Below are 25,783 nucleotides of genomic sequence, written 5' to 3'. Positions count from 1 at the left end.
AAAAAAAAAAGCCCTGAAGGGCTTTTTAAACACACAATAAATTCTGTCGTAATTACAATGTAGCTAAATGAGCCTGTAACTTTTGATTTTCAGCTTCGATATGCTGATAAAACTCTAAATCTTCAAGTTTGCTTGCTGCTGCTTTATCAATAACAATCACAGCATCTTTATGTAACTGAAGCGCAGAGGCTGGACATTTAGCCATTAACGGGCCTTCAATCATAGCATGCACTGCATCAGCCTTATTTTCACCCGTAGCAAGTAAAACAACTTTTTTCGCCTCCAAGATCGTACCAATTCCCATCGTAATTGATAACTGTGGCTGATATTCATCAGCAGCAAAAAAACGGGCATTATCATCAACGGTTGCTTTAGTCAGGGTTTTTACACGAGTACGTGAACGCAGACCTGATGAAGGCTCATTAAAGCCGATGTGACCATTACGTCCGATGCCTAATAACTGTACATCAACACCGCCTGCTGCAACTATTTTGTCTTCGTATTCTTTGCATGCTGTAATTGGGTTTAGGGCATCCCCTGGCGGTACAAAGGTATTATCTTTGTTTATATCAATATGGCTAAACAATTGCTCATTCATAAAGTGGCGGTAACTTTGTGGATGATCGCCCGTTAAACCTAAGTATTCATCTAAATTAAACGTTGTTGCTTGTGAAAATGAAATCTCACCCGCTTTATTTTTAGCGATTAATTCTTGATATAACGCAACTGGCGTAGAGCCCGTTGCTAAACCGAGCACTGACGTTGGTTTTTTTTGTAATTGTGTTGCGAAAATATTTGCGCCATATGCTGCTACGGCTGCTGCATCATTTAAAATTACTATTTGCATATTAATTTGCTCAGTTATTAAATTAGTTGATGAAAAAATGGGACCTAAGTCCCAACCCCATGTGCAATCGGATTGGGCCTTAGATCAAACCAAACAGGGATACACTATTTGGTCAACACCATTATGACAACGCTGTCATTATTACCATTCAATTTTAGTTTGTAAAGTAAAAGTGAATAAAAATTTACCTTTTTTACTGTGCTGTACATTAGCCAGCTAAACACTGACAAATATTTTGCGCTTATACATCCAATGTAATAAAAGCATTTGCACCAGCAAAAGCGCAACCACGCCAATCAGTGGCTGCCAATCGGTAGCTGCAGCTGTAATAAAGCCACCAAACACGCTATGGCTTATAAACTCCCAATTCACTAAGCTTGATGCCAAATAAATAATGATTGAGTTAGCGCCAATAATCACAAACGGATAAGCTAATTTTTGGCCATTGAGAATATCAATCACCGCATAAAACACAGCCAGTAATATTGCGCTCCATCCGACTGTGACTAAAACAAATGAACTGGTCCATAATTCTTTATTAACTGGAAACTGTAAATCCCAAAGCCAACCTAAGCAAACACTCACAACACCTGCAACAAATAATATGCCTGCTGTTTGCCACTCGCCAACCTTACTTGCTCTGGCGATTATTTGTCCTGCAAATACCCCAAACATGGCATTCACAATAGCTGGTAGACTCGATAACACGCCCTCGGGGTCGACGGCTCTATTTTGATAACTAATACCGGGTAAAAAATGCGAATCAAACCATGCATTCCAACTCCCCTGTGCACTTAAATCACCAGCGTTACCACCTGGTACAGGAATAAAACACATCAAGATCCAATACCCTAGCAGCAGAGCGATTGCTGTAAAGAGCTGTGTGCGAATACTGGTATGCCACACTAGCATTGCACAGAAAAACCATGCAATCGCTATTCGACCAAGTACACTCGCATAGCGTATTTCATCGAAGGCAAGCGGAATACCTGTGCCCCAACCATGGTTATACATCACCCCTAACCCGCACAATAGCAATAACCGCTTTAACGCTTTAGCATAAAAAACTTTTCGTTCTTGCCATGGCAGGTGATCGATGCGTTTTGGTTCTAAGCCCATCGCCACACCTGATAAAAAGATAAATAACGGAAAAATCAAATCGTAAAATGTAAATCCATGCCATGCACTGTGTAGCGTATGCGCTTCAAATACCTGCCAACCAGTCCAACCTGTTAAAACAAATAAAGCGGCAAAAATAGATTGCCCACCTAAAATCCAAAACATATCCATGCCACGTAAGGCATCAAGAGATGCTAAGCGCTTTTTACTCGGCTTTGTGTCTGTATGTGCTGTTGTCATTATTTTTACTCTTAAATAAAAAGCCCCGCGATACAACTGCGGGGTTTTTACAGGGAAACGTTACACTGCATTACCTGCAATATAAGTTGCTTTTACAAACTGATGTTCATCGAGCACCACAAAGTCTGCATCAAAGCCATCAAGTAAACGTCCCTTTTTCTTGAGGTTTAAATATTCTGCTGGATACAGTGCAGCCATGCGTAAACTTTCACTGAGGCTTACATCCAATGTATTAATGGTATTACGCACTGCACTGGCCATGTCTAATACACTGCCTGCTAATTCGCCCGTACTTGAGTTTAATCTATCCCCAGTACGAATTACTTTGCGCCCGTCAAAAAAATCAAATTCCATATCATCGGTACCCACTGGTGGCATTGCGTCAGTGACTAACATAATTTTGCCGCGCTGTTTGGTGCGAATAGCTAATTGTGCAGACAATGGATGTACATGATGCCCATCAACAATTAAGCCACACCAGCTGTTATCATGCCAAAGCGCAGCGCCAACCACGCCTGGTTCACGCGATGTAAACGGCGACATCGCGTTATATAAATGTGTAAACCCATCGGCGCCAGCATTGAGTGCCGCCATTGTCGTTGTATAGTCAGCATTAGTGTGACCTAGTGATACTTTTACACCACACGCCACTAAGCGCTCAATATCAGCAATGCTGACATTTTCTGGCGCTAAGGTAACCATTTTGATACCTAAATCTTGACGCGCATAAATGGCAAATTCTTGTTCGCTAATTGGGCGAATAAACTGCTCACTGTGTGTGCCTTTTTTTGGAAAAGACAAATGCGGACCTTCAAAGTGAATACCTAATACACCCGCGACCCCTTCGCATATTGCTTTTGCTGTTGCATCAGCAGCTGCTTGCATGGTTTCAACTTTATCGGTGATAAGTGTTGGCATCAGTGCCGTTGTACCAAATTGACCATGCGCTTTTGCGATACGATCTAAGCAGTGTGTGCTTTGCTCAGCATTAAAAAATGCCCCGCCACCGCCATTAACTTGTACATCGATAAAGCCTGGCGCAACTAAACCATTTAGCTCAATAACACTGCCTGTGGTGGAAGTTTCAAGATGAAAAACGCCATTTTCAACGCTGAATAATGCATTATCTAGAAATTTTTCAGCCGTGAATAAACGTGTCGCGCGATAGAAGGTTTTCATTACATTGCTACCTTTTGGTCTTGCTCTAATACTGATTGCTGTGCAAAATAAATTGCGCCCATTTCAGGCGGTTGCTTTGGTACTTCAACGAGTTTTGCAATTGCTGGGTCAAGCCATTGATTTAAAGGCTCTGCAAGACCACCGATCATAGATAAACGCGGAGGATTGTTCTCTAATAAACGATGCGCTAACTGACTCACATATTGCGCTCCGTCTTTTACAATGGCTAAAGCGATTTGATCGCCTTGGTGTGCTGCATCAAATACATAGCGAGCAAATTTTGCATAACTACTTGACGGTTGTCCGGCCATTTGCTCTGCAATGCCCATTGCTGTGGTGACATTAAAATGCTCTTTAACCACTGGCGTCATTATCGTGTGAGGACCTAAACCATCTAGCTCCATTAACACCGCTTTAATTGCCTCTAAGCCCATCCATGCGCCACTGCCTTTATCGCCAAGTGCAAAACCATGACCGCCGTAATTCACCGACTGCCCTTTTACATATGAAAAACCACATGAGCCAGTACCCGTGATTATCACAGCACCATCACCGCCTTCATGAGCCCCGATACACGCCGTATGTAAGTCAGTAGTTAAAAACATTTGTTTAAATGGGTGCTCCCACTCTGTTATTTTTTCATATAAGTTCGGTAAATTAACACCCGCCAATCCTAAACCGGCATACACTTGATGAATAGACTCTAATGGCAAACCTGCATCGCGCATCGCCAATTGTGTAGATACCATTATTGACTCTAATGTGCGCTCCAACCCATGTAATGGATTCGCAGGGCCACCTAAACCTGTTCCTAATACCCCGTTTTGCGCAGAGTATATAGTTGCACGGCACTTAGTTCCGCCACCGTCGATACCAATATACAATTGGTCCTCATTCGCACTCTTAGCCATCATTTAACGACCTCTAACCTTCGTTTTATATTTGTATTAATCGCATGTTTTTTTATTATCTTAATGCGATTCACCCGCAACCCATGTTGAATTAATGTTACACAACAAATGACAGCGTTGTCATTAAGTTTTTTATAAAAAATCTCACATATCCTACATTTATCTCTAATTAACTGAATTAAATAAATAATTAATATCAATTAAATTAGTGTCGACTATCTTTTAACGTAATAATAAGGTTTAAAAAGGACATTATTACCTAAAAAAACAACAAAAATAGTGATTTATAACACTATTTTCATAACTTAAATGGCCAAAAAACATAAATAAAAATGCAGAATATGCATTCAGTTTACCAAATAAAATAATTTAGTAAAGATTCACTGACGATATTGGAATATTTTTTCTAGTGGTAGATTAAAAACAATCGCGATCTTAAAAGCGACCTCCAGCGACGGTGAATACCTTGCCGCTTCAATTGCGGCAATTGTTTGACGCGTCACCCCAACGACTTCAGCTAATTGCTGCTGCGTCATTTCATTATGCTGAAACCGTAATGTACGGATCGTATTAGTAATCGCTAACTTTGCCATTCTAACCTCTATATAATAGCCAAGCTTCGGCCCCAGCGCCGATTATCTCGCTCACCAATGCTGCGATTACTAACTGGTGAACCGGACTAATTGCAAACCCAAAATGTGGGTCAATCAGCATTGCAAACACCGCGTTCACAACGCCTAATTGTAAAATAAGTAGTGCAACACTTTTTGCTTTTAAGGCAATAGCCTGTTCACGTTCATCTTTCGCTTGATCCGCATATTTAGTATTAAATATCGCTAAGATAATGTGCATCACAATAAGCATTACAACGGTTTGTATCGTAAGTGATATCAACAAGCCACTTGCTAATAACGGATCCATCTGAGCTTCTGGCGTCATTGATAATACTGACTGCAAGTAATTAAACAACACAACCATCGTTATGCACATCTCAAGTAACCGCGATTTTTGTGTATAACTCATATCCCCCCCTTATAAAAATAAATTTTATGTTAAGTATACTTAACATTAATGAATATAAGAGTGGGCTCACATCATGTCAAATATTTTTAACATGATGTTATGTTTTTAATACATTAGTTTCAAAGTAACAGGGAATCATCAATGCAAAAAAACTGTGCCGCACTTTGTTTTAATGCATCAGCCGTCAGTCTATCAGCGCCATAGACGTCACACGGTACATTATAATGATGCTGTAAATGACCCAGCAATAAGGCAAAATCCCCGTCGCCGGAGAGTAAAATAACTTTGTCGAGGTTTTTACCTTGTTCTAGCATGTCGATGGTGATGCCGACGTCCCAATCGCCTTTTGCGCTGCCATCTTTACGCTGAATAAATGGTTTTAGCTTTACCTCAAAACCAATCGCACGAAGAATATTTTGAAATTGAGATTGCTTTTCGTCCCCGCGATAAATTGCATATGCAATCGCGCAGTCTATATCATAGTCATCACTGATTTTTGCCCAAAAGGCATTGTAATCAAAGTTTTTTCGGTAGCTCTCTCGACAGGTGTAATAAATATTTTGGACATCGACAAAAATCCCCACTCTCGGCTTTTTCGCCGTTGTACTATGTATTTCTTGACTCATGCGTTATCCCTTTTAAATTAATCACACTACTGTAGCATACCCTGATTAATTTCAAGCCCTTGCATTTAGCTTACAAGTAACCTAAATTAGTTACATTGAAGCATGTAACCAAAATTGGTTACTTTTCTTTATGTAACTTAAATCAAGGACATTTATGATTGCGGTGATCAGCGGTGATGTGATCAAATCACAACATATTCCAAAGCACGACTACGATGCGATGCTCTACCAGCTCGACCAAAGTTTGCGAGCAATTACTCAACGCCATCTAGGACAAAGTATTATTTATCGAGGCGATGCTTTTCAGGTGCAAATAAATCAACCACCCCAAGTATGCCGTGTCGCAGTGCTACTTTACTTACATCTTAAAGCCACCGGCTATGAAATTCGCCAAAGCCTTGCCATTGGTGAAATAGATAATGCTAGAGCCGATATTAAAACAGCAACAGGCTCTGCATTTACATTATCGGGGCGCGGTCTTGACGAAATCCATAACCAACGCTTTACTCTTAGCAGTATTGATGAACTCAAAAATGATGGCTTAACCCTTAATCTAGCTTTTATTGACGTGCTCCTGAGCAAAATGACACACAAACAAGCGAATGCCTTATATGTCTATTTAACCGCAGAAAACAATCAACATAGTGAACTTGCTAAACAATTAAAAACCAGTCGTGAGAATGTGACCAAGTTACTTAATCTTGCACATTATCAGTTGATCGAGCGTTTTTTAGACTATGCAGAGCAGGCCATTGCTAATGCCGTGATAGGAGTAAAAAAATGAGTTTTATGTTGTTATTAGTTGCATTATTTATCGGTCATATTTTAGCTGATTTTTATTGGCAGCCAATGAGTTGGGTTAATAACCGTAATACACGTCACTGTCGTGCTAAAAAACTGTACTTGCATGTGCTAGTGCACGGTCTAACTACGGCAGCAATTGTCAGCTGGTGGGAGTTTAGTTTTGGCTGGCAAGAGCTCTCGCGTATCGGTATTGCCACAGCTATTGTTATCGTGACCCACTACTTAATTGATTTAGCAAAATCATATTCAAACAAAGGGGTTGTGCCATTTATCATTGATCAACTTGCTCATCTTGTCGTGATACTACTACTGACTGTGTGGTTGAGCGACAACAGTGAATTTATTACCAGCATTTGGCAATGGCTGATAACCCCCACTACATTATGGGTGCTATGTGGCTATTTACTGGTATTGAGTCCCAGTGCTGTGTTCATTCGTATGATGTTAGAGCGTCTCACTACCGGGTTTAGCTCCACAGGAAGTTTACCAGCAGCGGGGCAAAGTATTGGCATGCTTGAGCGAGTTTTAATGCTTACATTTATTTTGCTAGATCAGTTGGCTGGCGTTGGCTTTTTATTAGCAGCAAAATCGGTATTTCGCTTTGGCGACTTACGTGCCAGTAAAGATAAAAAACTCACCGAATATGTTATGCTCGGTACACTTTTAAGTGTCACCGTCACCTTATTTATTGGCTTAGCAGTTAATTATCTTAAAGCATTATAGAAATAAAAAGCATAAAAAAACGCGCCAGCTTAGGCGCGTTTTTATCAAAATATTATTACGTGTTACTCGCGCCATCATTACCAGAGCGACGACGTTGACCACTGCCACCAACAGATTGACGCTTAGCCCATGGGTTTTGTGTTTGCTCACCAGCGGCTTTAGCAGCAGGTTTTTTGCCTGAGCCACCACGGCGTGGGCCGGTGCCATTACCGCCGTTATTATTTGGCTTTTTGCTATCAGACTTAGGTTTAGAAAAAGGCTGACCCGCTTTTTTAGGCTTTTTAGGTTTGATAGGTCGTGCATCAAGCTCTCTTTCAGGCACTCCTTTTGTTGGCTCAAAACCAGCTTCTTTTGCACGTGGGATCAATTCACCGATAAAACGTTCAATACCGTATAAGTCATCAGCATCTTCCGGTGTTACAAATGAAATTGCGTCGCCAGATGCACCCGCACGGCCGGTACGACCAATACGATGCACATAATCTTCATACACATTAGGCAAATCATAGTTAACTACATGTGGCAGTTCAACAATGTCTAAACCACGGGCAACAATATCCGTTGCCACAAGTACGCGTACTTCGCCACTTTTAAAGCCTTCAAGCGCTTTAACACGCGCGCCTTGAGATTTATTACCATGAATTGCAGCGCCAACAATATCATCGCGCTCTAACTGCTTTACTAAACGGTTTGCACCATGTTTAGTGCGGCTAAATACCAACACTTGTTGCCAATCATTAGTACGAATTAAATGACTTAACAAGGCGGTTTTACGTGCTTTATCTACTGCATAAACGCATTGGGTAACACTTTTTGCCGTGGTATTTTTTGCAGCGACTGAAATTTCGACCGGATCATTAATAAGCCCTTTCGCAAGCGCTCTAATATCGTCTGAGAACGTCGCTGAGAACATCAAGTTTTGACGTTTAGCAGGTAACTTGCTGATGATACGTTTAATGTCATGAATAAAGCCCATATCAAGCATACGATCAGCTTCATCAAGCACCAACACTTCGAGATTATCGAACTTCAAGGCATTTTGGTTATGCAAATCCATTAAACGACCCGGAGTGGCAACTAAAATATCTACGCCTTTGCGTAAACGCATCATTTGCGGATTAATTTTAACACCACCGTACACAACAAAAGAACTGATATTAGAATGCTTAGCATACTCTTCAACGTTCTCGCTTACTTGTAATGCCAGCTCACGGGTTGGGGTTAAAATTAAAGCACGAACTTGGTTAACCTTGGCTTTTTGGCCTGTTGATAAACGCTCAATTAACGGTAAAGTGAAACCCGCTGTTTTACCTGTACCAGTTTGCGCTGCAGCCATAACATCACGACCTTCAATGATCGCTGGAATGGCTTGAGCCTGAATTGGTGTTGGCGTTTCATAGCCCTTTTCTAAAACCGCATTAACTAAAGACTGTGATAAACCTAACCCATCAAAACTCATATTTTCTCTCAATAATTTTAAGGCCCAATCGGCCAATGGCGCATTATACCGATCGTACGCAATAATGCATGGTATATTCACGTTTGAAATAGCGTCAGCCAAATTTAACTAGCCACATCACACTATAACTCACTAAAAAAACACAACCTTAAAAAAACAAAAAAGCGGCACTGTGGCCGCTGTTGAAAAGCTATCATCACTTGAGTGATGCTATTTAACACCTAACTCACGCAGACGCTCTTGTAAGTAACTGTCAGCAGTATAACGCGCTGATAACACCACATCTGGACGCGGGTGCAAAAATAACGGCAACGAAATACGTGACTTAGATGACGCTTTGCCAGTAGGGTTAATAACACGGTGAATAGTCGACGGAAAATAACCACCTGACGCTTCTTGCAACATGTCGCCAATGTTAATAATTAAACTGCCAAAATCGCATGGCACATCTAACCAACCGCCATCTGTTTTTTGTACTTGCAAGCCTGGCTCATTTGAAGCAGGTAATACCGTTAATAAATTAATATCACCATGTGCAGCAGCACGAATAGCACCAGGTTCTTCATCACCTGTCATCGGCGGGTAATGTAATATACGTAATAATGTTTGCTCTGAATCAGCAATCATATCTTTTAAATCGATAGAAAACTTAGCACGCACATCCGCTGGTGCTTCAGCTTGCACCCAGCTTAACAATGTCGCAGCAAACTCATTGGCTAAACGATAATATTCGCGAATATCTGCTTCTAACTGCGCTGGTACACGGCCTTTTGGATAAACATGAAAGTATTCTTTAATGTCTTTAACTGTAAAGCCTTTTGCAACTTCTGATACCGAAGGCGGAAAGTAGCCATCTTGAGTGTCTTTAGAGAATAAGAATTCATGTTTTTGTTCAGAATTAAAAAAATCCTGCCAATTTTTATAAATTGATTCAACAAGAGACTGTGGAATTGGGTGGTTTTTTAATACACCAAAGCCCGTATTTCTAAGAGACTCAACAAATTGAGCGGCCGCATCGCTCGCTTTATAATCAACGGTAGGTAATTGCATGTTCGTATCCAATGAATTAAGTTGTTAAAAGCCTTTGCTAATCATAGCAGTTGCTCCATTGTAGCGCTTCGCGAGCATAATAAAACGGGCAAAAAAACATAAGGACTTATGTCCTCTTTAGCTGGGTAAGCGTTTATTACTTGATGCAAATCAAAATGTTGCTATTGTGGATAAAACGCTAAAACAACTGTAATTATAAACGCACTTTAATGGTCTACTCTTCACTAACCTCTTTCATTAAGCAAAGGTAACCTATGCGCCAAAAAATTTCGTTCAAAAGTGGTGATTTAACACTCGCCGGTCAGCTTGAAACACCCGCCAGTGATATTAAGTTTTATGCCTTGTTTGCCCATTGTTTTACCTGTGGTAAAGATATCGCCGCAGCAAGTCGAATTAGCCGAGCACTCACTCAACAAGGTATTGCGGTATTACGCTTTGATTTTACTGGCCTTGGTAATAGCGATGGTGATTTTGCCAACAGTAATTTCTCATCAAATATCCAAGATTTAATTGCCGCGGCAGATCACTTACGTGAACACTTTAAAGCGCCACAATTATTAATTGGTCATAGTTTAGGGGGCGCAGCGGTACTTGCAGCTGCCGAACACATTGCTGAAGTACAAGCCATTACCACTATTGGCGCACCATCAGATGCGCAACATGTAGCGCATAACTTTGCCGCTCATCTTGATGAAATTAATAGCAAGGGCGAAGCCAAGGTAAATTTAGCAGGGCGAGAATTTACCATTAAAAAACAGTTTGTGGACGACATTGCCAATTACGACCGCAGCCATATCAGTAAATTAAAGCGAGCATTGTTAGTAATGCACTCCCCTATTGATGCCACAGTAAGTATTAACGAAGCTGAAAAAATTTACGCCGCTGCTAAACATCCAAAAAGCTTTATTAGCCTGGATAACGCCGACCACTTACTCACTAACAAAGACGATGCTGACTACGCAGCAGACGTTATAGCATCATGGGCAAACCGTTATGTGGATTTTGATAAAAACCAGTACAGTGCCAAACTTAGCAGCGGCAATGTATTAGTTGAAGAGAAAGATCATGTCTTTACTCAGCATGTAAGTACCAAGGATCATACTTGGCTTGCCGATGAACCACTAAGTGTTGGCGGTAATAATTTAGGCCCTGACCCTTATCACCACTTACTGGCAGGACTTGGTGCATGCACCGCGATGACTTTACGTATGTATGCAAGTCGTAAAAACTTGCCACTTGAACACGTAAAGGTAGAACTGGACCACACCCGTGATTATCACGCCGATTGCGATAACTGCGAGCAAACCGACAAACTCGAAGCCATCACCCGTAAAATCACCTTATTAGGCGATTTGAGTGACGCTCAGCGCCAGCGCCTATTAGAAATTGCCGACAAATGCCCTGTGCATAAAACCCTGCATAACAACCCACTGATTGTAAGTGAGCTGGTTGATTAACAACAAACTTCCCGCTTAGGCATTTGATTTATACACCTGAAATTTGGTATTTTTATCATTTGCCTACCAACCACCTCCGCCACCTCCACCACCTCCTCCTCCAGAAAAACCGCCACTACTGGAGAAGCCTGAACTCGACATAGAGGATGAAACACTTGAGTTTCCCAAAGCTGAATAACTCATTCCATCTACACAATTAAGAAATTCTGTCTGGTCAGAAAAACCACCTGAAAACCACATCGGTGTATATCTATAAGGATTGAGAGATTCTGAAATTTTCTTCTTTTTACGTCTTTTTTGTTTTCTAAATTGTCCTCTTTTAAACCTAAGAACATTATCAAATCGAGCACACCATTCATCATGCAAATCCAGCGAAATTGCATACGGTAAAAATTTCTCATATTCAGTTTCAGTGAGCAAGAGATCGTCTTCAGGCAGTTTTTTAGCGGATATATATTTTCGTATTTGCATTGAACTTACCAGTAATGGCTTCCCGTATTGGGAGGGGCCGCGATTTAAAGATAATGCAGTTATACTAAGTAACAATAAAAAAGCCATCGAGATCGACAACAAGGGTACAAAACTACAAAGAAGCCACATCCAAGGAAGCCAAGTAATACATATAAGTAAGCACTTTTTTTCCCACTGTGGCTCAACATTCCCATCAGTGTCCTCAAAAATACTTTCGTAAATAGCCAACCATATAATGCACACGGGAGCAGTCATAAGAATAACAAGCGGCCCCCACAGAATATCAGTCCAATCTGAAACGCCAAATATCAATTGTAAGCTAACAAATACCGACGACAGAGCAACAGTAAAAAGTGTGTATTTAATATTCCACGTAAAAATACTTGTCGCTTTTAAGTCTTTGCTAATCGCACTAGAAAAAAGTTTAAAGAGTTCTCGATTTTTCTTTCTATTTTCACGGCTAACTTGGTAACTCCCACCCTGTTTAATAACCCAATCGAGAATACATTGTTCATTTTTTGGTAAAGGAGTGTTTGGTAGGTTTGTCTTAAGTGATAATGTTAATGTATGGGTATAAAATGAACCTTCTTTAATACCACTATCAGAGGGGAGGTATTCATATTTTATGCCTAGATAGCCTTTAATAGCTAAGTGAGTGCTGGCAGAAGTTAAATCTCTCATTGTACTATTTGAAAAAATTGCGTGGTTTAATATGTAATTAATTATTGCAGGGCTAATTTCACTGTGCACATCAGTAATATCTGGAGTATCGACATTTTCATCTGGATATATACCAACCTTACGCCAAGACCAATAAACAAAACCACCCACTGTACCCGAAAACGTGATAAGCAAAATCCACTCTAAAAAATCCAGTAAAAATATAAAATAAAATACCGAAGGTTGATCTATTATATCTTTAGGAAGCGCGAGAACAATTGTCATCCCCTCCCCTAAACCTAAGTCTTGCGTAGCAGTAAACCTAAATTGATTTTGTACTGGATTATCAACAATATAATTATCTTCTTTCTCTGTGTAAGAGCCGGTATAGGCTTTGTACTTTAGGACGCTGGTTTGTTCTGGTAGGTTAACTACAACCATTGACTTCTCTATTGAAGTTGCCCATTGATGAGGAATGGCATTAAAATATAACTCATCATAATTTTCAAAAAACCGAATTTCATCTGATAGTTGATAAGTAATAATAAAGCTAGCAGGCCCATAATCTAACTCTTTTTTAGGATCACCTACTTTTATGATTGCGTTGCCATTTGAAATGGTTGCTTGATAAGGTATTGATGTATTATTTAACTGAGCACTTAGCATCTTGAAGCCAGCTAAATATTCACCACCATAACGGCCCTCAAGTAATAATGGGATTCGTCTATAAATACCATGCTTGAATATATAACCACCGGCCGTTATATCAAACTGCTCAGTGACTATTAGATTGCCATTGGGTTTTACATCAATTGTTACATGTAATCCCGCTGTTGAATCAGCCTCCCTTGCTTCTGCATAAGAAGGCATCAACATAATTAAAAGTAAAAAAATTATGCTTCCTTGCAAAAAATATTTCATTGTTAGTTTGATCCTTTTAAACAACACTTATCTTTTCATTAGATGCTTAATATAATAAAAACTCTTTTATATTTTTTTTCACTTCATTTATTAAATCAGCAGGCCCACCATCATACATATCATTATGGCGTGAGTTCTCTATCGAAATCTGCGTAACCGGATACTGTGCTAATTCATCTTCATTGAGTAATACCTGATTATCCGCAGGGTAATCACTGCCACGAAGCGTTAAAACCCGAATGTTTTTATTGCGAGGTAACAACATACGCCGATGATCAAGCGTAATAATTTGACTCACTTGCTTAGGATAAATCGCCGCGTAAAGCGCGGCTATATCACCGCCATTAGAATGGCCAAATAACGTTAACCGCGTAAAATCATACTCTGGGTAGCGAGGGCTCAACTCGGTCACTAAAAATTTAAGAGTGACCACACCACGATGCCAGTTTTCCATACGAGTGGCCATATAAGGTGGCGTGCGGTTGAGCGCAAGATCGCTGTCTAATTCATGGGCTACAGCAATGGTTAAATAGCCCTTAGCTGTAAATATATCAGCCGCAAACTGATAGTCAGTATGCGCAATACCATATCCGGCATTAATAAATACCACAGGGCATTTTGTTTGTTGGCTACAATGCTCGTTATATGCTGGTAATGAAATACTGATCGGGATCGCGCGGTCACGCGCTTTATCAACAATCATTTCGCTGTTTGTTGCGGAACTGGCGACGGCACTGACTATGAGAAAGAAGAAGCTCACAAGGTACTTAAAAGGTAGTGGCATTAATTTGCTCGACTTATTTTATTTAAATTATAAAGTACTTTAAGCTTTTGAATATTAATTGCAATAAAACGAGGTACCTAAAACAGCAGAAGAGTTTTAAAGAAAAAAATAATTATTATAAATTTATGCGATAATAGTCGTATTGTCCTAACGTCTATTTAGAAAAGAACCTATCCATGAAATCATACAACAGCATCGAACAGCGTATCGATATTTTACAAAGCAGAATTGAAGCGTATCAAGATGAAATCAAAACGCTAGAAACAGAGCCAAAAAATAATAACGAGCGTATTATTTTCAAATTTATCGAAACAGGCAGCACCGGCAAGACTAAAGATTTTGTGCGTGAATTAGGCATTAAATCACCACGCGATAGTTTGTATTCATCAGGTGATGTATCAAAACTCATCAAAGATGGCGCCAGTGATATTTCCCCTGCATTACTTGAAATTGCCCGCGCACTTGCCAGCGCACGAAATAAAAATGGCCCTGCCTGCTAATTAAGCATTAGATTAGCCGTGTCATAACGGCTAATCCACCAGCTCGATATCTAGTCCGCTGAGTAAGTTTAACGCTGCAAAGCGCTCAAACTTAGCCCGGCTAACATTATTATTTTTAATATCAATATTAAAATGCATCGCACCGACAAAGTTTACTTTACTCAAGTTTGTTTGCTGAAACAGGCTATCTCTAAAATCAGTGTTACTAAAATCACTGGTAGCTAAATTAGCCTGTCTAAAATCAACATCTTTGGCAAAACAGTCCGTCATGATCAAGCCTTTTAACTGTAACTCATAAAACGAGCTATGACTAAGTTGGCAATTTTTAAAACTCACCGATGAAGTAAGTGACAATTGTGGCCAATTTACCTGCGCCCATTGAATACTGTTGAGCTTACAATCAACAAAGCTGACTTCTTCTAACGAACTATAACCCCAATTTAAATCGCTTAAATTACAGTTAATAAATTCACACTCAATAAAACGACAATTACTAAATTGACTATGACTAAAATCACATTCAATAAACTGGCACTGTTCAAACTCAATGTCACTAAAGCGCTGCGCGCTGGCAACACATTTTGAAAATTGCTGATCGAAATAATCGAACTCTTTAAACACTCGAATGCTTGACCTCTAAATCGTTTTTCAAAGCAAGAACTGCGATATAGATCAACCCAAAAATAGGAATAATCGCTAATAGCCCACCAATTACAGCAACAATAACCGGTGTTGTTGTTTTTCTTTTACCAAGGCGATAACTTATCCACGTAAAAAATGGGATGCATACTATAAATATCAAAGCCAAGAACTCACCAAGCAAAGTTGCACTAATACTCATTTACTATCCTTAATATATTTTTATTAAACCATTTTGATTACACCATAAAAAAACCCTTAAGCCTACACTTAAGGGTTTTAAATCAATAGTAAGATTAAGTGCTAATTAATCACTTATTCTGCTGATTTTTCAGCTTTTTCAACAACACTAATAGCAAGCTCTGTAAGCGAATCTGCATTTGCTTTACTTGGTGCGTTAGTTAACAAACACGACGCTTGGGTTGTTTTAGGGAAAGCAATCACGTCACGAATATTATCAGTACCACACAGTAGCATTGCTAAACGGTCTAAACCGAACGCTAAACCAGCATGTGGTGGCGTACCGTATTTTAACGCTTCAAGTAAGAAACCAAACTTGTCTTGCTGCTCTTGTGCATCAATACCTAGGATTCTAAACGCTGCTTCTTGCATATCTGTATTATGAATACGTACCGAACCACCACCTACTTCGTAGCCATTTAGTACCATATCGTATGCATCTGAAATAGCCGCTGCTGGGTTTGCTTCAAGTTCGCTTGCATTTACATCTTTTGGTGCTGTAAATGGGTGATGAACAGCATGCAATGTACCTTCGTCGTCTTCTTCAAACATTGGGAAGTCAACAACCCAAAGTGGAGCCCAGCTATTTAGATTAGTGATCTCTAAATCAAGGCCAATCTTAATACGTAGCGCGCCCATAGCTTCGTTTACTGTGTTGCGTTTATCAGCACCGAATAAAATGATGTCGCCAGTTTGTGCGTTAGTGCGTGCAAGAAGTTCGTTGATCACCTCTTCATTTAAGAACTTAGCGATTGGCGATTGCACGCCTTCAGCGCCTGCACCGCGGTCGTTTACTTTCATCCACGCAAGCCCTTTCGCGCCATAAATACCGATGAATTTAGTGTAGTCATCTAGTTGCTTACGCGAAAGTGATGCACCGCCTGGTACTGTTAATACAGCAACACGGCCTTTTTCATCATTGGCAGGACCAGAAAAAACTTTAAACTCGACGTCTTTCACTAAATCGGCAACGTCAATTAATGTCATTGGGTTACGTAAATCTGGCTTATCAGAACCATACAAGCTCATTGCCTCAGCGTAAGGCATGATTGGGAACTCGCCTAAATCCACGTCTAGCAATTGCTGCCACATTTCGCGGATCATTTTTTCTGTGATACCACGTACCTGAGCAGAGCTCATGAACGAGGTCTCTATATCGATTTGAGTAAACTCAGGCTGACGGTCAGCACGTAAATCTTCATCACGGAAACATTTAACAATTTGGTAGTAACGGTCAAAACCCGACATCATCAACAATTGCTTAAACAACTGCGGAGACTGCGGTAATGCGTAAAAACTGCCTTTGTGAACACGGCTCGGTACTAAATAATCGCGCGCTCCTTCTGGGGTAGCTTTTGTAAGTACTGGCGTTTCGATATCTAAGAAATTATTTTCATCTAAGAAACGACGCACAAAGCTGCTAGCTTTAGCGCGTAGTTTAATACGGTCACTCATTTCTAAACGACGAAGGTCTAAGTAACGATATTTTAAGCGACGCTCTTCAGAGTTTACCTGATTAAAATCAAGTGGCAACGGCTCTGAACGGTTGATGATAGTAAGGCCTGTGCCTAAAATTTCAACTTCACCCGTTGCCATATCTTTGTTGATTTGGCTGTCAGGACGTGCGCGAACTACACCTTTTAATTGTACGCAAAATTCTTGACGTAATGTATTCGCGGTATCCATTAAGCCTTCAACTTCAGGATCGAATACAACTTGTACTAAACCTTCTCTATCGCGTAAATCGACAAAGATAAGTCCACCAAGGTCACGTCGTTTGTTGATCCAACCACATAGTTCAACTTCTTGATCTACGTGAGTTTTATTTAGCTGTCCGCAGTATATAGAGCGCATAGTTTTCCTGTCAGTGTAAAGACGAATAGCCGCTTCCCCTAAGAATTGCTGTTTTTGAGGGAGAATAAGCCACTATTTATAAATCATTTTAGGGGGAGCATTATACCCAAGTTACTTGAAAATGCGAGCTCGGCAGCAGCTACTATGCTTTCAATTTATAGATTTGGTATACTAGCCAAAACACACAATCAGTTAACCGTTTTATGTTGTATTTAGGGTGTCCGCAGTGGTCAAGTACCGCGTGGAAAGGCAATTTATTATCAAGTCACTGCAAAAATGCCGATATGTTGCACGAATACGCACAGGTGTTTAATTCAGTCGAAGGCAATACCAGCTTTTATGCCGATCCTAGTGTTGAATCATTAAATCGCTGGCGTGATGCTGTCGGCAATGACTTTAAATTTACTTTTAAATTCCATCGACGCTTTAGTCATGAATTACAGCTTACTCATATCGATGACGAACTCACTGCATGGTTTAATTTATTCGAGCCAATATTGTCTCATGTTGGGCAAATCATGTTGCAGCTACCAAGTAGTTTTAGCCCCAAACAACTGCCGTTATTAGCACAGTTTATTGCCAAGCTCCCGACAGGTTTAAACTACGGCGTTGAAGTTCGCCACCCCGAATTTTTTAAGAAAGGCGCAGCCGAAATTGCCTTTAATCAGCTATTAATAGCAAACAATGTCAACCGTATCTCAATGGACACCCGCGCATTATTTGCAGTTAAGCCGAACACTGAAGCACTCATCGATGCCCAACAAAAAAAGCCCCATTTACCCGTGCATGCCATTGCAACAGGCAATCAACCTATGGCCCGCTTTGTGATTGCCGATTTAGATCATGACTATAAAAGCTATTACCAACCGTGGCTTAAAAAAGTAAAACAATGGCTTGATGAGGGTAAGCACCCGTATGTATTTTTTCATACTGCAGATAACCGCCAAGCACCATTATTAGCACGCGAGTTTTGCCAAGATTTAGGTTACCAGCACCCCGTGCTAAACCCTTTCACTGGTGAAAAAGAAGCCAGTCAAGCCAGCCTTTTTTGACTCGCGTTGAAAATTAATTAACTACAAAGAAGTATTGAATGAGTGATTTTAAACGCTATTTTAGCGGCTATCCAGAGCAAATTGTAACGCAAGTAATGCAGCTTATTGAAAATGATAAACACGGCGCGTATTTAACTAAAAAATACCCCAGCTCCCATAATATTACCAGTGACAAGTCGTTATACGCATACGCCACTGAGCTTAAAAAGCGCTATTTAAAAAATGCGCCACCGTTTGGCCGCGCCGCGTTTAAAAAACAAGGCGATATGGTCACTAACGCGCTAGGTACTCATACGTATCGTATGCAAGGTAAAACCCGCAAGCACGATTTAGCCATCAATAGTGATTTACTGCGTGCACCAGAGGAGTTACTCAAAGCTTTAGTAGTACACGAGCTCGCCCACTTTAAGGAAAAAGACCACAACAAAAGCTTTTACGCCCTGTGCTGCCACATGGAGCCAAGCTACCATCAACTCGAATTAGATTTACGGATTTTTTGTGTATTAGTAGCTGAAGGTAAAAACCCTTACACATAAAAATAACTGAATCACAAAGTACATAACCGAACAGTGAACATATAAATACTATGCAAGATGAGTACGGGAGATCTCTTCATTGACCCAATGTAGCAATTGCTTTATCGCTTTTGAAAGTACCTGATTTTGCCTCACTATATAACCTAAACTGGTAGTTGGAAATTGCGGTAATGCGGTCACTGTAGTAGTTAGATTTGCTTTACTGCGCAGGGAAAACTCTGGCACGATGGCAACGCCAAACCCCGCTTCAGCCCAATCAATTTGCGCATCCACACTGCCCACTTCCATCACCCGGTAATTTGGTAAGTTTAAAGATGGCAAGGCACTATCGAGCAAGTCTCGAGTTCGCGTATCATGGCCGAGTAAGATTAATGTTGGCGGCTCAGTCAGTGTAACATTGTTATCGTTTTTGGCTTGCTGCCATAACTTTAAATGATTACCTAATGCACACCATTTTATCTGCTGTAATTGCGTAAAATGCAGCGGCTCACTTTCTTTTTGGGCAATCACAAACCCTAAATCAGCTTCAGCACTTTTAACCAATGCTGACGCTTGAGAAGACGTTGTATTGAGCAAAGTAAAGTCAATGCCAGGAAACTGGCGCTTAAAAAGCTGAAAAGGCTCAATCAACAATAAACGAGAAATTATATCACTGGCGGCAATTGTCAGTGTGCCTTGGCTGAGATCATTAATCGCATTTAAGTCAGATTGGCAAACCTGTAATTCCCATAAGGTTTTTTGTCCAGACTCTAATAGCCGTAAACCTGCTTGGGTCAAACTAAAGGGATTACGTTCTATCAGTTTAACCCGTGTCGTTTTTTCTAACTGCTTAATATGCAAGCTAACATTTGGCTGTGTCATATGCAGCGCATTGGCTGTTTTACCAAAGTGCTTTAACTCAGCCAATGTGACAAAAGTTTTTAACCAGTGAATATCTAGCATCTTTATGACCTTAATGGTGTGAAATCGATATGAAATTCTTATCAAGATAATAATTATAATTAATTTCTCTTATTTTAATAGAGCGCATACCATATTCGTTCAATCAATTTGGAGATTAAATTATGCCGTCAATTGTTGTTGTAGGTGCAAACTGGGGTGATGAAGGCAAAGGCCGTATCGTCGATTTTCTAGCTGAGAACGCATCTGCGAGCATTCGCTTTCAAGGTGGTAACAACGCCGGACATACCGTTGTGAATGACTTTGGTACGTTTAAACTACACCAATTACCAAGCGGTATTTTTAATCCTGATTGTATTGCAGTACTAGGCCCAGGCATGGTAATAAGCCCTGGCGCATTAAGCGAAGAAATAGCCGAAGTTAACGCCGCCGGTGTTGATGTAAAATTATTTATTTCTGATCGTGCAACGTTATGCTTACCATTACACGCCCTTGAAGATACCCTCGAAGAAGTGCGCTTAGGCGATGCCGCTTACGGCTCTACTCGTCAAGGAATTGCACCTGCATACGGCGACCGAGTAATGAAAAAAGGCATTTTAGTTGGCTGGTTAAATCAGCCAGACGTTTTATTAGAGCGTATTCAATTTATGCTGGATTGGAAAATGCCACAGCTAAAAGCCCTTTACCCAAGCTGTGATTTTTCACAAACAGCTGAACAAATGACTGAGTGGTTATTAGCTGTCAGCGCTCCTTGGCGTGAATTTATTTGTAATGTAACAGAGCCTTTAAAAGCACTGCAAAAGCAAGATGCCAACTTATTGTTTGAAGCGCAACTAGGCGCAGGCCGCGATTTAGTTTACGGCGAATACCCGTATACTACATCATCAAACGTGACTGCTGCCTATGCAGGAATTGGCAGCGGGCTGCCAGCTTTGCGCCCTGAGCGTGTTATCGCTGTGGCTAAATCATTTAGCTCATCTGTTGGTACAGGTACACTCGTTACCGCCATGGCAGAGCAAGACAATTTTCGTGAAAGCGCGAACGAATATGGCGCAGTGACTGGCCGCCCACGTGATATGGGTTATTTTGATGCAGTTGCCACCCGTAACGGTGTTGAATTACAAGCAGCCACTGAAATCGCTTTAACCAAAATTGATTGCCTATCTGGCATGAAAGATTTAAAAATCTGCGTTGGTTATGCAGGCGATCACAGCGAGAACCCTATTTGGCCACAAACAGCGGCTTTAACGCCAATCTATGAAAGCATGCCAGCGTGGGATGAAGATATTACCGGTTGTCGTACCTTCGACAGTCTGCCTGCTGCAGCGCAGCATTATGTAGAACGCATCGAAGCACTGATGGGAGTACCTGTAAGTATGGTGTCTGTGGGCCCTGAGCGTGAACAAATGATTATCCGCTAAACACTCAATTGCTATAACCCAAGTGGTTTTATAAACCACTTGGGTTATACGCTAGGCAATTGCAGATTTTCATCCACTATCTGAACAAAAATATTTTGAGTCAGTTATTCAAAAATATAAATCATTCCATCATAAAATAATTGATTGTCACCACAAGTGTATTTAAAGCACATTTAAACTCGATTTAACGCGTTCTAGTACAACGGTGGTTCTAAATGATTTGATATTATCGTTCTCATGAAAAAACTTATCACAAATCTCTTGAAAGCGCTGCATATTAGGCACAACTAATATCAGTACAAAATCGGCTGCACCCGTAACATAATAGCATTGCTGCACTTCAGGACCTGAAAAACGTTGCTTTAGTAGCTCAAGCTCAGAAATATGTGTCCTGTTAACCTCCACTTCTACTAAAATAGTGATAACTTGATTTAGCTTATCGGGGTCTAAAATCGCCACATTTGATACAATATAACCATTTTCCCTGAGTTTATGGATACGGCGCTGCACCGAGGCGGTTGATAGATGTACCGCTTCAGCCAGTTTTCGAAGTGGAGTTTGGCAATCTTTCTGGACTAATTCTAAAAGTGCATAGTCATAGCGATCTAGTTTCATAATATCTCAAGGTGATAAATTTTCTCGCAAACAGTACTTTTTTAGAGCCCATTTATCAATGGTATTGAAATAAAATATACACACCTAATCTCTTCTATATACCGACTATGCAAAACTCTACTAAAACTTCATTGGGAGTTACTTTAAATATAATTTCATCAGCACTTTTTGCACTAATGTTTGCTTACACTTCACTGTTAAATGAACTTCAAGGTCAAGAAACATATGGTTGGCGGGTTTTATTTACGGTGCCATTTTTAACTGTTTTTATTCTACTAAAAGGTTACTGGCCACTAGTACTGGGCATATATACGAGGGTGCGATATGAAAAGTATTTTTGGCTAACACGGCTCCTTTCATCTTTTTTAGTTGGTGTACAATTATGGCTATTCATGTGGGCACCCGTAAATGGATATGGTTTAGCGGTTTCATTAGGCTACTTTATCATGCCAATTACTATGGTAATTATCGGACGGCTTGCTTTTCAAGAGCGTTTAACCCCGCATCAAAAAGTAGCATGTTTATTTGCTCTCATAGCGATTTTAAATCTATTAATTGTTTCTCAATCATTTTTGTGGCCGGTTTGGGTTGTATGCATAGGTTACCCTATTTATTTTTGGCTACGAAAAAAAACAAACACTAATAACATTGGTTGCACATGGGTTGATATGCTCTTGAGCCTTCCCATAGCCTGTTATTTTATCTTTGCCAATGGACAAGTTGTCACGGAGTTAACCGTAAATTTAACATTGCTTTATTTAGTAGTAGGACTTGGGGGGATTAGTGCTCTAGCGCTTTCGTTTCAATCCCTATCTGCCCCCTATTTAAATTTAAGCCTTTTTGGTTTACTCGTTTATGTTGAGCCTGTGCTGCTATTAATAGTGGCGATTCTTTTAGGCGAGACTATCAACCAAAAGGATTGGCTTACGTACATAGCTATTTTGCTTGCGGTCGTCACATTAATTCTTGAAGGTATAAGAAAGTTACATTTAACTCATTATCGCTAACATTGCTTACTTCTTATATTGCAACGAGGTTTATCAGTAATCCCTTAAAGCAACCAACTCCCCACAAACCAAAAAGCGCAAGGTAAACTCGCGCTTTTGTTGTGTTATTTAAAGCTTAAAGCTTGGTAGCTTTATAAACCAAGTTCTGCCATAAAGTCGTCATCTAAATCACTTGCTTTAGCAGCATCATCAGCAGCTTTTTGTTTTTCTGCTTTATGCTTTGCTTCGTTTTCAATGATGTCATCTGGGTCAATAGCTTCAGCAATATCAAAATCGTGCAATTTGATAAACTCAGTTTTATCCATTGCTAATTCTAAATAAAAGATATTTTGTTTACTGGTGGTAAATGTCACGCGCCGTGCTTGCGGTCTATCCATCGTAGTATCGACCGAAATCTGTACTTGCTTATTGATGGCCATCATCTTCGGTTGATTTTGGGTAATTGAAGTATGTAACTGCTCGCGTACCTTTGAAGTAAAATCACCAACGATTTGGTTCATCAATTCACCGAGTACATTTGAGACGTCGTCCGATAAATGACTGTGAGCGAGTTCTTCTTCAGGCATCCCCATATTACGCATGTAATCATGATAAATCTCCATCGCCGCTTGCGAGGTGAAATTAGTAATTACCAGTCCTGTAAATCCGCCATCAAATAACACAAAACAACCGATATCAGGACGCATACAGGTGCGGGTTATTTTTTGTACCATTGCTGAGTAGCTAATACTATTACCACTTGCCGATGACAATACACTCGTTACAGAATGACAAAGGGTTGCCAATATATCATCTGTGCTGATCACTTTACTTTTGCTCATAAACTTCTCTTTTTCTACTTGTTATTCATTATTCTAGCCAAGCTACTGAAATTATCACTGACTATCCAGCATAAAATGCTAAAATAACCCTATTATTTTTCAAGAGACTGTTTGTGTGAACATAAAAGACAGCATTTATGCCACTGAGCAAGCGGTTAAAGACTTTAGCTTTGACCAACATGTAGTAGAAGTTTTCCCAGATATGATCCAGCGCTCAGTTCCGGGTTATGCAACCATTGTTAGTACGATGGGTAAATTGGCCGGTGAATACGCGCAAAGCAATTCAAACCTTTATGATTTGGGCTGTTCCCTTGGCGCAGTAACATTAAGCATGCGCCGTAATATCCGCACTGATAATTGCCATATTATTGCCGTTGATAATTCACAAGCCATGGTTGAGCGCTGTAAATTACATTTGCACGGCTTTCGCTCAGAAGTACCTGTTACAGTGACGCTTGGTGATATTAATGAGCTAAATATTGAAAACGCGTCAGTGGTCGCCATGAACTTTACTTTACAGTTTATTCCACCCGCACAGCGCCAAGCCGTGCTTGAAAAAATATACGCGAATTTAAAACCCGGTGGTGTATTGCTGTTAAGCGAAAAAATCAAAGGCGAGAACGAGCAATGCGATAACTTGCTGATTGACTTGCACCACGATTTTAAACGCCACAATGGTTATTCTGAATTAGAAATTAGCCAAAAACGTACCGCCATTGAGAATGTAATGCGCCCAGATACTTTAAATGCTCACCTTTCTCGACTTACCGATATTGGCTTTAGCCAAACCCAAGTATGGTATCAATGTTTTAATTTTTGCTCACTGGTAGCAATCAAGTAACAAATATAAAGAGTAATTCAATGTCTCAATGGTTTAACCAATTTTACGCCGCAATCGCACAAAGTCCGCTAAGTCACTGGCTGGAAACGCTACCTAGCCAATTAAAACACTGGCAATTAGAGGCCAGTCACGGTGATTTACCAAAATGGCAGAAAGTGTTAAAAAACTTGCCTGAAGTGGCGACCAAACACGTCAATATTATCGACAAAGTTGAAATTGGTGCCCCTGGCGAAATGACCGACGGCGAACAAAAACAAGTTACACACTTATTAAAACGAATGATGCCATGGCGTAAAGGCCCTTTCAGCCTACACGGTATTGAAATTGATACTGAATGGCGCAGCGATTGGAAGTGGGACCGTTTATTACCGCACATTGAGCCGCTAAAAGGCCGCACGGTTTTAGACATCGGCTGTGGCTCTGGCTATCACTTATGGCGGATGCGCGGTGAAGGCGCTGAGTTTGTGGTTGGCATTGATCCGTCTGATTTATTTTTATGTCAGTTTCAAGCCATCAAACACTTTAACCCAGATGAAAACGTGCATTTATTACCGCTAGGTGTTGAAGCCCTGCCTGAGTTAAAAGCCTTTGATACGGTGTTTTCGATGGGTGTGCTTTATCATCGTCGTTCCCCTATCGACTTTTTAGCACAATTAAAAGCGCAGCTTCGCCCAGGTGGTGAATTAGTGCTTGAAACCTTAGTCATTGAAGGCGATGAAAACACAGTACTCGTGCCCACTGACCGCTATGCGAAGATGCGTAACGTGTGGTTTATTCCGAGCACGGCAGCGCTAAAACTCTGGATGGAACGTGTTGGTTTTAAAGATGTGCAAGTGAAAGACTGCGCTATTACAACGCTTGAAGAACAACGTAAATCAGATTGGATGGAAAACGAGTCCCTGATCGACTTTTTAGATCCAAACGATACTAGTAAAACCATTGAAGGTTACCCAGCGCCGTTGCGTGCAATTTTGACTGCAAAGGCTTAATACTAAAGGAACTAGGTTTTAGGTGCTTGGAACTACCTAGCACCTGCTACCTAAATCTATTGTGTCATTATACGGACAAGTGTCCTTGTCAATA

At 40.4% G+C, this 25,783-nt stretch carries 27 protein-coding genes; 10 read left to right on the top strand and 17 right to left on the bottom strand.

The genetic code is table 11. The features are described 5' to 3' along the window. Nucleotides 1–52: 52 nt before the first annotated feature. The 7 genes from nagB to H5232_RS11330 all read right to left on the bottom strand — a co-directional run bounded on the left by nagB (nucleotide 53) and on the right by H5232_RS11330 (nucleotide 5,945). The gene (nagB, locus tag H5232_RS11360; RefSeq protein WP_149982959.1) at nucleotides 53–847 is read right to left on the bottom strand and encodes a glucosamine-6-phosphate deaminase; all 795 of its coding nucleotides are present in this window, start codon (nucleotides 845–847) and stop codon (nucleotides 53–55) included. 216 nt (nucleotides 848–1,063) lie between these two features. After that, a complete protein-coding gene (gene nagX, locus H5232_RS11355) occupies nucleotides 1,064–2,206 on the bottom strand; it encodes a transmembrane glucosamine N-acetyltransferase NagX (RefSeq protein WP_182830911.1) in 1,143 nt (380 codons plus the stop codon). 60 nt (nucleotides 2,207–2,266) lie between these two features. Further along, nucleotides 2,267–3,385, bottom strand: a complete 1,119-nt coding sequence (gene nagA, locus H5232_RS11350; RefSeq protein WP_182830910.1) for an N-acetylglucosamine-6-phosphate deacetylase — start codon at nucleotides 3,383–3,385, stop codon at nucleotides 2,267–2,269. Further along, on the bottom strand, nucleotides 3,385–4,299 hold the full coding sequence (gene nagK / locus H5232_RS11345) for an N-acetylglucosamine kinase (RefSeq protein WP_182830909.1): 915 nt from the start codon (nucleotides 4,297–4,299) through the stop codon (nucleotides 3,385–3,387). The genes nagA and nagK overlap by 1 nt, the downstream gene beginning before the upstream one ends. A 377-nt stretch (nucleotides 4,300–4,676) precedes the next feature. Beyond that, complete coding sequence (locus H5232_RS11340; protein ID WP_182717968.1) at nucleotides 4,677–4,889, bottom strand: helix-turn-helix transcriptional regulator; 213 nt, start codon at nucleotides 4,887–4,889, stop codon at nucleotides 4,677–4,679. Nucleotide 4,890: 1 nt separating this feature from the next. Next, nucleotides 4,891–5,319, bottom strand: a complete 429-nt coding sequence (locus tag H5232_RS11335) for a hypothetical protein (RefSeq protein WP_149982956.1) — start codon at nucleotides 5,317–5,319, stop codon at nucleotides 4,891–4,893. 119 nt (nucleotides 5,320–5,438) lie between these two features. Beyond that, nucleotides 5,439–5,945, bottom strand: a complete 507-nt coding sequence (locus tag H5232_RS11330; protein WP_179959226.1) for an NYN domain-containing protein — start codon at nucleotides 5,943–5,945, stop codon at nucleotides 5,439–5,441. Nucleotides 5,946–6,099: 154 nt separating this feature from the next. Here H5232_RS11330 and H5232_RS11325 point away from each other — a divergent pair, with 154 nt between their 5' ends. After that, complete coding sequence (locus tag H5232_RS11325; protein ID WP_145242329.1) at nucleotides 6,100–6,729, top strand: hypothetical protein; 630 nt, start codon at nucleotides 6,100–6,102, stop codon at nucleotides 6,727–6,729. Further along, the gene (locus H5232_RS11320) at nucleotides 6,726–7,472 is read left to right on the top strand and encodes a DUF3307 domain-containing protein (RefSeq protein WP_182830908.1); all 747 of its coding nucleotides are present in this window, start codon (nucleotides 6,726–6,728) and stop codon (nucleotides 7,470–7,472) included. Before H5232_RS11325 ends, H5232_RS11320 begins: the two co-directional genes overlap by 4 nt. 55 nt (nucleotides 7,473–7,527) lie before the next feature. Here the strand turns inward: H5232_RS11320 and H5232_RS11315 are convergent, their stop codons facing one another. Both H5232_RS11315 and H5232_RS11310 read right to left on the bottom strand, forming a co-directional pair. Continuing rightward, nucleotides 7,528–8,931, bottom strand: coding sequence for a DEAD/DEAH box helicase (locus H5232_RS11315; RefSeq protein ID WP_182761634.1), 1,404 nt, complete (start codon nucleotides 8,929–8,931; stop codon nucleotides 7,528–7,530). 210 nt (nucleotides 8,932–9,141) lie between these two features. Then, a complete protein-coding gene (locus H5232_RS11310) occupies nucleotides 9,142–9,981 on the bottom strand; it encodes an isopenicillin N synthase family oxygenase (RefSeq protein WP_145242335.1) in 840 nt (279 codons plus the stop codon). A 254-nt stretch (nucleotides 9,982–10,235) separates the two neighbouring features. Here H5232_RS11310 and H5232_RS11305 point away from each other — a divergent pair, with 254 nt between their 5' ends. Continuing rightward, entirely contained in the window at nucleotides 10,236–11,438 is a 1,203-nt protein-coding gene (locus tag H5232_RS11305; protein WP_182830907.1) for a bifunctional alpha/beta hydrolase/OsmC family protein, read from the top strand. A 63-nt stretch (nucleotides 11,439–11,501) separates the two neighbouring features. Here the strand turns inward: H5232_RS11305 and H5232_RS11300 are convergent, their stop codons facing one another. Both H5232_RS11300 and H5232_RS11295 read right to left on the bottom strand, forming a co-directional pair. After that, entirely contained in the window at nucleotides 11,502–13,490 is a 1,989-nt protein-coding gene (locus tag H5232_RS11300; RefSeq protein WP_182830906.1) for a DUF2207 domain-containing protein, read from the bottom strand. A gap of 46 nt (nucleotides 13,491–13,536) precedes the next feature. Then, nucleotides 13,537–14,274 carry an alpha/beta hydrolase gene (locus tag H5232_RS11295; protein WP_182830905.1) on the bottom strand — a complete coding sequence of 246 codons (738 nt, stop codon included), beginning with the start codon at nucleotides 14,272–14,274 and terminating at the stop codon, nucleotides 13,537–13,539. 176 nt (nucleotides 14,275–14,450) lie between these two features. Between H5232_RS11295 and H5232_RS11290 the strand changes: the two genes are divergently transcribed. After that, a complete protein-coding gene (locus tag H5232_RS11290) occupies nucleotides 14,451–14,774 on the top strand; it encodes a hypothetical protein (protein ID WP_182717963.1) in 324 nt (107 codons plus the stop codon). Between the two features lie 30 nt (nucleotides 14,775–14,804). Here H5232_RS11290 and H5232_RS11285 read toward each other — a convergent pair whose 3' ends face one another. The 3 genes from H5232_RS11285 to aspS all read right to left on the bottom strand — a co-directional run bounded on the left by H5232_RS11285 (nucleotide 14,805) and on the right by aspS (nucleotide 17,507). Further along, on the bottom strand, nucleotides 14,805–15,395 hold the full coding sequence (locus H5232_RS11285; RefSeq protein ID WP_149982949.1) for a pentapeptide repeat-containing protein: 591 nt from the start codon (nucleotides 15,393–15,395) through the stop codon (nucleotides 14,805–14,807). Beyond that, complete coding sequence (locus H5232_RS11280) at nucleotides 15,388–15,615, bottom strand: hypothetical protein (RefSeq protein WP_149982948.1); 228 nt, start codon at nucleotides 15,613–15,615, stop codon at nucleotides 15,388–15,390. The genes H5232_RS11285 and H5232_RS11280 overlap by 8 nt, the downstream gene beginning before the upstream one ends. Before the next feature lie 113 nt (nucleotides 15,616–15,728). Continuing rightward, a complete protein-coding gene (aspS, locus tag H5232_RS11275) occupies nucleotides 15,729–17,507 on the bottom strand; it encodes an aspartate--tRNA ligase (RefSeq protein WP_145242380.1) in 1,779 nt (592 codons plus the stop codon). Nucleotides 17,508–17,710: 203 nt separating this feature from the next. On the opposite strand from aspS, the gene H5232_RS11270 reads away from it, so the two are divergent. After that, nucleotides 17,711–18,559: a DUF72 domain-containing protein gene (locus H5232_RS11270; protein ID WP_149982947.1), complete on the top strand. Its 849-nt coding sequence runs from the start codon at nucleotides 17,711–17,713 to the stop codon at nucleotides 18,557–18,559. 38 nt (nucleotides 18,560–18,597) lie between these two features. Beyond that, nucleotides 18,598–19,095, top strand: coding sequence for a M48 family metallopeptidase (locus H5232_RS11265; RefSeq protein WP_149982946.1), 498 nt, complete (start codon nucleotides 18,598–18,600; stop codon nucleotides 19,093–19,095). A gap of 48 nt (nucleotides 19,096–19,143) precedes the next feature. Here H5232_RS11265 and H5232_RS11260 read toward each other — a convergent pair whose 3' ends face one another. Continuing rightward, entirely contained in the window at nucleotides 19,144–20,037 is an 894-nt protein-coding gene (locus H5232_RS11260; RefSeq protein ID WP_145242350.1) for a LysR family transcriptional regulator, read from the bottom strand. Between the two features lie 122 nt (nucleotides 20,038–20,159). Here H5232_RS11260 and H5232_RS11255 point away from each other — a divergent pair, with 122 nt between their 5' ends. Further along, on the top strand, nucleotides 20,160–21,416 hold the full coding sequence (locus H5232_RS11255; RefSeq protein ID WP_182830904.1) for an adenylosuccinate synthase: 1,257 nt from the start codon (nucleotides 20,160–20,162) through the stop codon (nucleotides 21,414–21,416). 162 nt (nucleotides 21,417–21,578) lie between these two features. Here H5232_RS11255 and H5232_RS11250 read toward each other — a convergent pair whose 3' ends face one another. After that, nucleotides 21,579–22,031, bottom strand: a complete 453-nt coding sequence (locus H5232_RS11250) for an Lrp/AsnC family transcriptional regulator (protein WP_149982944.1) — start codon at nucleotides 22,029–22,031, stop codon at nucleotides 21,579–21,581. Nucleotides 22,032–22,138: 107 nt separating this feature from the next. Here H5232_RS11250 and rarD point away from each other — a divergent pair, with 107 nt between their 5' ends. Then, nucleotides 22,139–23,038, top strand: coding sequence for an EamA family transporter RarD (gene rarD / locus H5232_RS11245; RefSeq protein WP_182717959.1), 900 nt, complete (start codon nucleotides 22,139–22,141; stop codon nucleotides 23,036–23,038). 131 nt (nucleotides 23,039–23,169) lie between these two features. Here the strand turns inward: rarD and H5232_RS11240 are convergent, their stop codons facing one another. Next, a complete protein-coding gene (locus H5232_RS11240) occupies nucleotides 23,170–23,859 on the bottom strand; it encodes a DUF3334 family protein (RefSeq protein WP_145242354.1) in 690 nt (229 codons plus the stop codon). A 115-nt stretch (nucleotides 23,860–23,974) separates the two neighbouring features. Between H5232_RS11240 and cmoA the strand changes: the two genes are divergently transcribed. Beyond that, on the top strand, nucleotides 23,975–24,700 hold the full coding sequence (cmoA, locus tag H5232_RS11235; protein ID WP_145242356.1) for a carboxy-S-adenosyl-L-methionine synthase CmoA: 726 nt from the start codon (nucleotides 23,975–23,977) through the stop codon (nucleotides 24,698–24,700). A gap of 20 nt (nucleotides 24,701–24,720) precedes the next feature. Then, complete coding sequence (gene cmoB, locus H5232_RS11230) at nucleotides 24,721–25,689, top strand: tRNA 5-methoxyuridine(34)/uridine 5-oxyacetic acid(34) synthase CmoB (RefSeq protein WP_182717957.1); 969 nt, start codon at nucleotides 24,721–24,723, stop codon at nucleotides 25,687–25,689. Nucleotides 25,690–25,783 lie beyond the last annotated feature (94 nt).

Source organism: Pseudoalteromonas sp. SG41-5 (assembly GCF_014164495.1).
GTDB lineage: Bacteria > Pseudomonadota > Gammaproteobacteria > Enterobacterales > Alteromonadaceae > Pseudoalteromonas > Pseudoalteromonas rhizosphaerae.
This window is presented reverse-complemented; position numbering and strand designations above follow the sequence as displayed.

What these genes read in the sequence shown, in the direction of transcription:
- cmoB (WP_182717957.1), top strand. Translation starts at nt 24,721, where the DNA reads ATGTCTCAATGGTTTAACCAATTTTACGCCGCAATCGCACAAAGTCCG.
- rarD (WP_182717959.1), top strand. Translation starts at nt 22,139, where the DNA reads ATGCAAAACTCTACTAAAACTTCATTGGGAGTTACTTTAAATATAATT.
- H5232_RS11290 (WP_182717963.1), top strand. Translation starts at nt 14,451, where the DNA reads ATGAAATCATACAACAGCATCGAACAGCGTATCGATATTTTACAAAGC.
- H5232_RS11295 (WP_182830905.1), bottom strand. Translation starts at nt 14,274, where the DNA reads ATGCCACTACCTTTTAAGTACCTTGTGAGCTTCTTCTTTCTCATAGTC.
- H5232_RS11255 (WP_182830904.1), top strand. Translation starts at nt 20,160, where the DNA reads ATGCCGTCAATTGTTGTTGTAGGTGCAAACTGGGGTGATGAAGGCAAA.
- nagK (WP_182830909.1), bottom strand. Translation starts at nt 4,299, where the DNA reads ATGATGGCTAAGAGTGCGAATGAGGACCAATTGTATATTGGTATCGAC.
- H5232_RS11265 (WP_149982946.1), top strand. Translation starts at nt 18,598, where the DNA reads ATGAGTGATTTTAAACGCTATTTTAGCGGCTATCCAGAGCAAATTGTA.
- H5232_RS11330 (WP_179959226.1), bottom strand. Translation starts at nt 5,945, where the DNA reads ATGAGTCAAGAAATACATAGTACAACGGCGAAAAAGCCGAGAGTGGGG.
- nagX (WP_182830911.1), bottom strand. Translation starts at nt 2,206, where the DNA reads ATGACAACAGCACATACAGACACAAAGCCGAGTAAAAAGCGCTTAGCA.
- H5232_RS11250 (WP_149982944.1), bottom strand. Translation starts at nt 22,031, where the DNA reads ATGAAACTAGATCGCTATGACTATGCACTTTTAGAATTAGTCCAGAAA.
- H5232_RS11300 (WP_182830906.1), bottom strand. Translation starts at nt 13,490, where the DNA reads ATGAAATATTTTTTGCAAGGAAGCATAATTTTTTTACTTTTAATTATG.
- H5232_RS11260 (WP_145242350.1), bottom strand. Translation starts at nt 20,037, where the DNA reads ATGCTAGATATTCACTGGTTAAAAACTTTTGTCACATTGGCTGAGTTA.
- H5232_RS11325 (WP_145242329.1), top strand. Translation starts at nt 6,100, where the DNA reads ATGATTGCGGTGATCAGCGGTGATGTGATCAAATCACAACATATTCCA.
- H5232_RS11240 (WP_145242354.1), bottom strand. Translation starts at nt 23,859, where the DNA reads ATGAGCAAAAGTAAAGTGATCAGCACAGATGATATATTGGCAACCCTT.
- H5232_RS11315 (WP_182761634.1), bottom strand. Translation starts at nt 8,931, where the DNA reads ATGAGTTTTGATGGGTTAGGTTTATCACAGTCTTTAGTTAATGCGGTT.
- H5232_RS11280 (WP_149982948.1), bottom strand. Translation starts at nt 15,615, where the DNA reads ATGAGTATTAGTGCAACTTTGCTTGGTGAGTTCTTGGCTTTGATATTT.
- H5232_RS11320 (WP_182830908.1), top strand. Translation starts at nt 6,726, where the DNA reads ATGAGTTTTATGTTGTTATTAGTTGCATTATTTATCGGTCATATTTTA.
- H5232_RS11335 (WP_149982956.1), bottom strand. Translation starts at nt 5,319, where the DNA reads ATGAGTTATACACAAAAATCGCGGTTACTTGAGATGTGCATAACGATG.
- H5232_RS11305 (WP_182830907.1), top strand. Translation starts at nt 10,236, where the DNA reads ATGCGCCAAAAAATTTCGTTCAAAAGTGGTGATTTAACACTCGCCGGT.
- H5232_RS11270 (WP_149982947.1), top strand. Translation starts at nt 17,711, where the DNA reads ATGTTGTATTTAGGGTGTCCGCAGTGGTCAAGTACCGCGTGGAAAGGC.
- nagA (WP_182830910.1), bottom strand. Translation starts at nt 3,385, where the DNA reads ATGAAAACCTTCTATCGCGCGACACGTTTATTCACGGCTGAAAAATTT.
- H5232_RS11340 (WP_182717968.1), bottom strand. Translation starts at nt 4,889, where the DNA reads ATGGCAAAGTTAGCGATTACTAATACGATCCGTACATTACGGTTTCAG.
- nagB (WP_149982959.1), bottom strand. Translation starts at nt 847, where the DNA reads ATGCAAATAGTAATTTTAAATGATGCAGCAGCCGTAGCAGCATATGGC.
- aspS (WP_145242380.1), bottom strand. Translation starts at nt 17,507, where the DNA reads ATGCGCTCTATATACTGCGGACAGCTAAATAAAACTCACGTAGATCAA.
- H5232_RS11310 (WP_145242335.1), bottom strand. Translation starts at nt 9,981, where the DNA reads ATGCAATTACCTACCGTTGATTATAAAGCGAGCGATGCGGCCGCTCAA.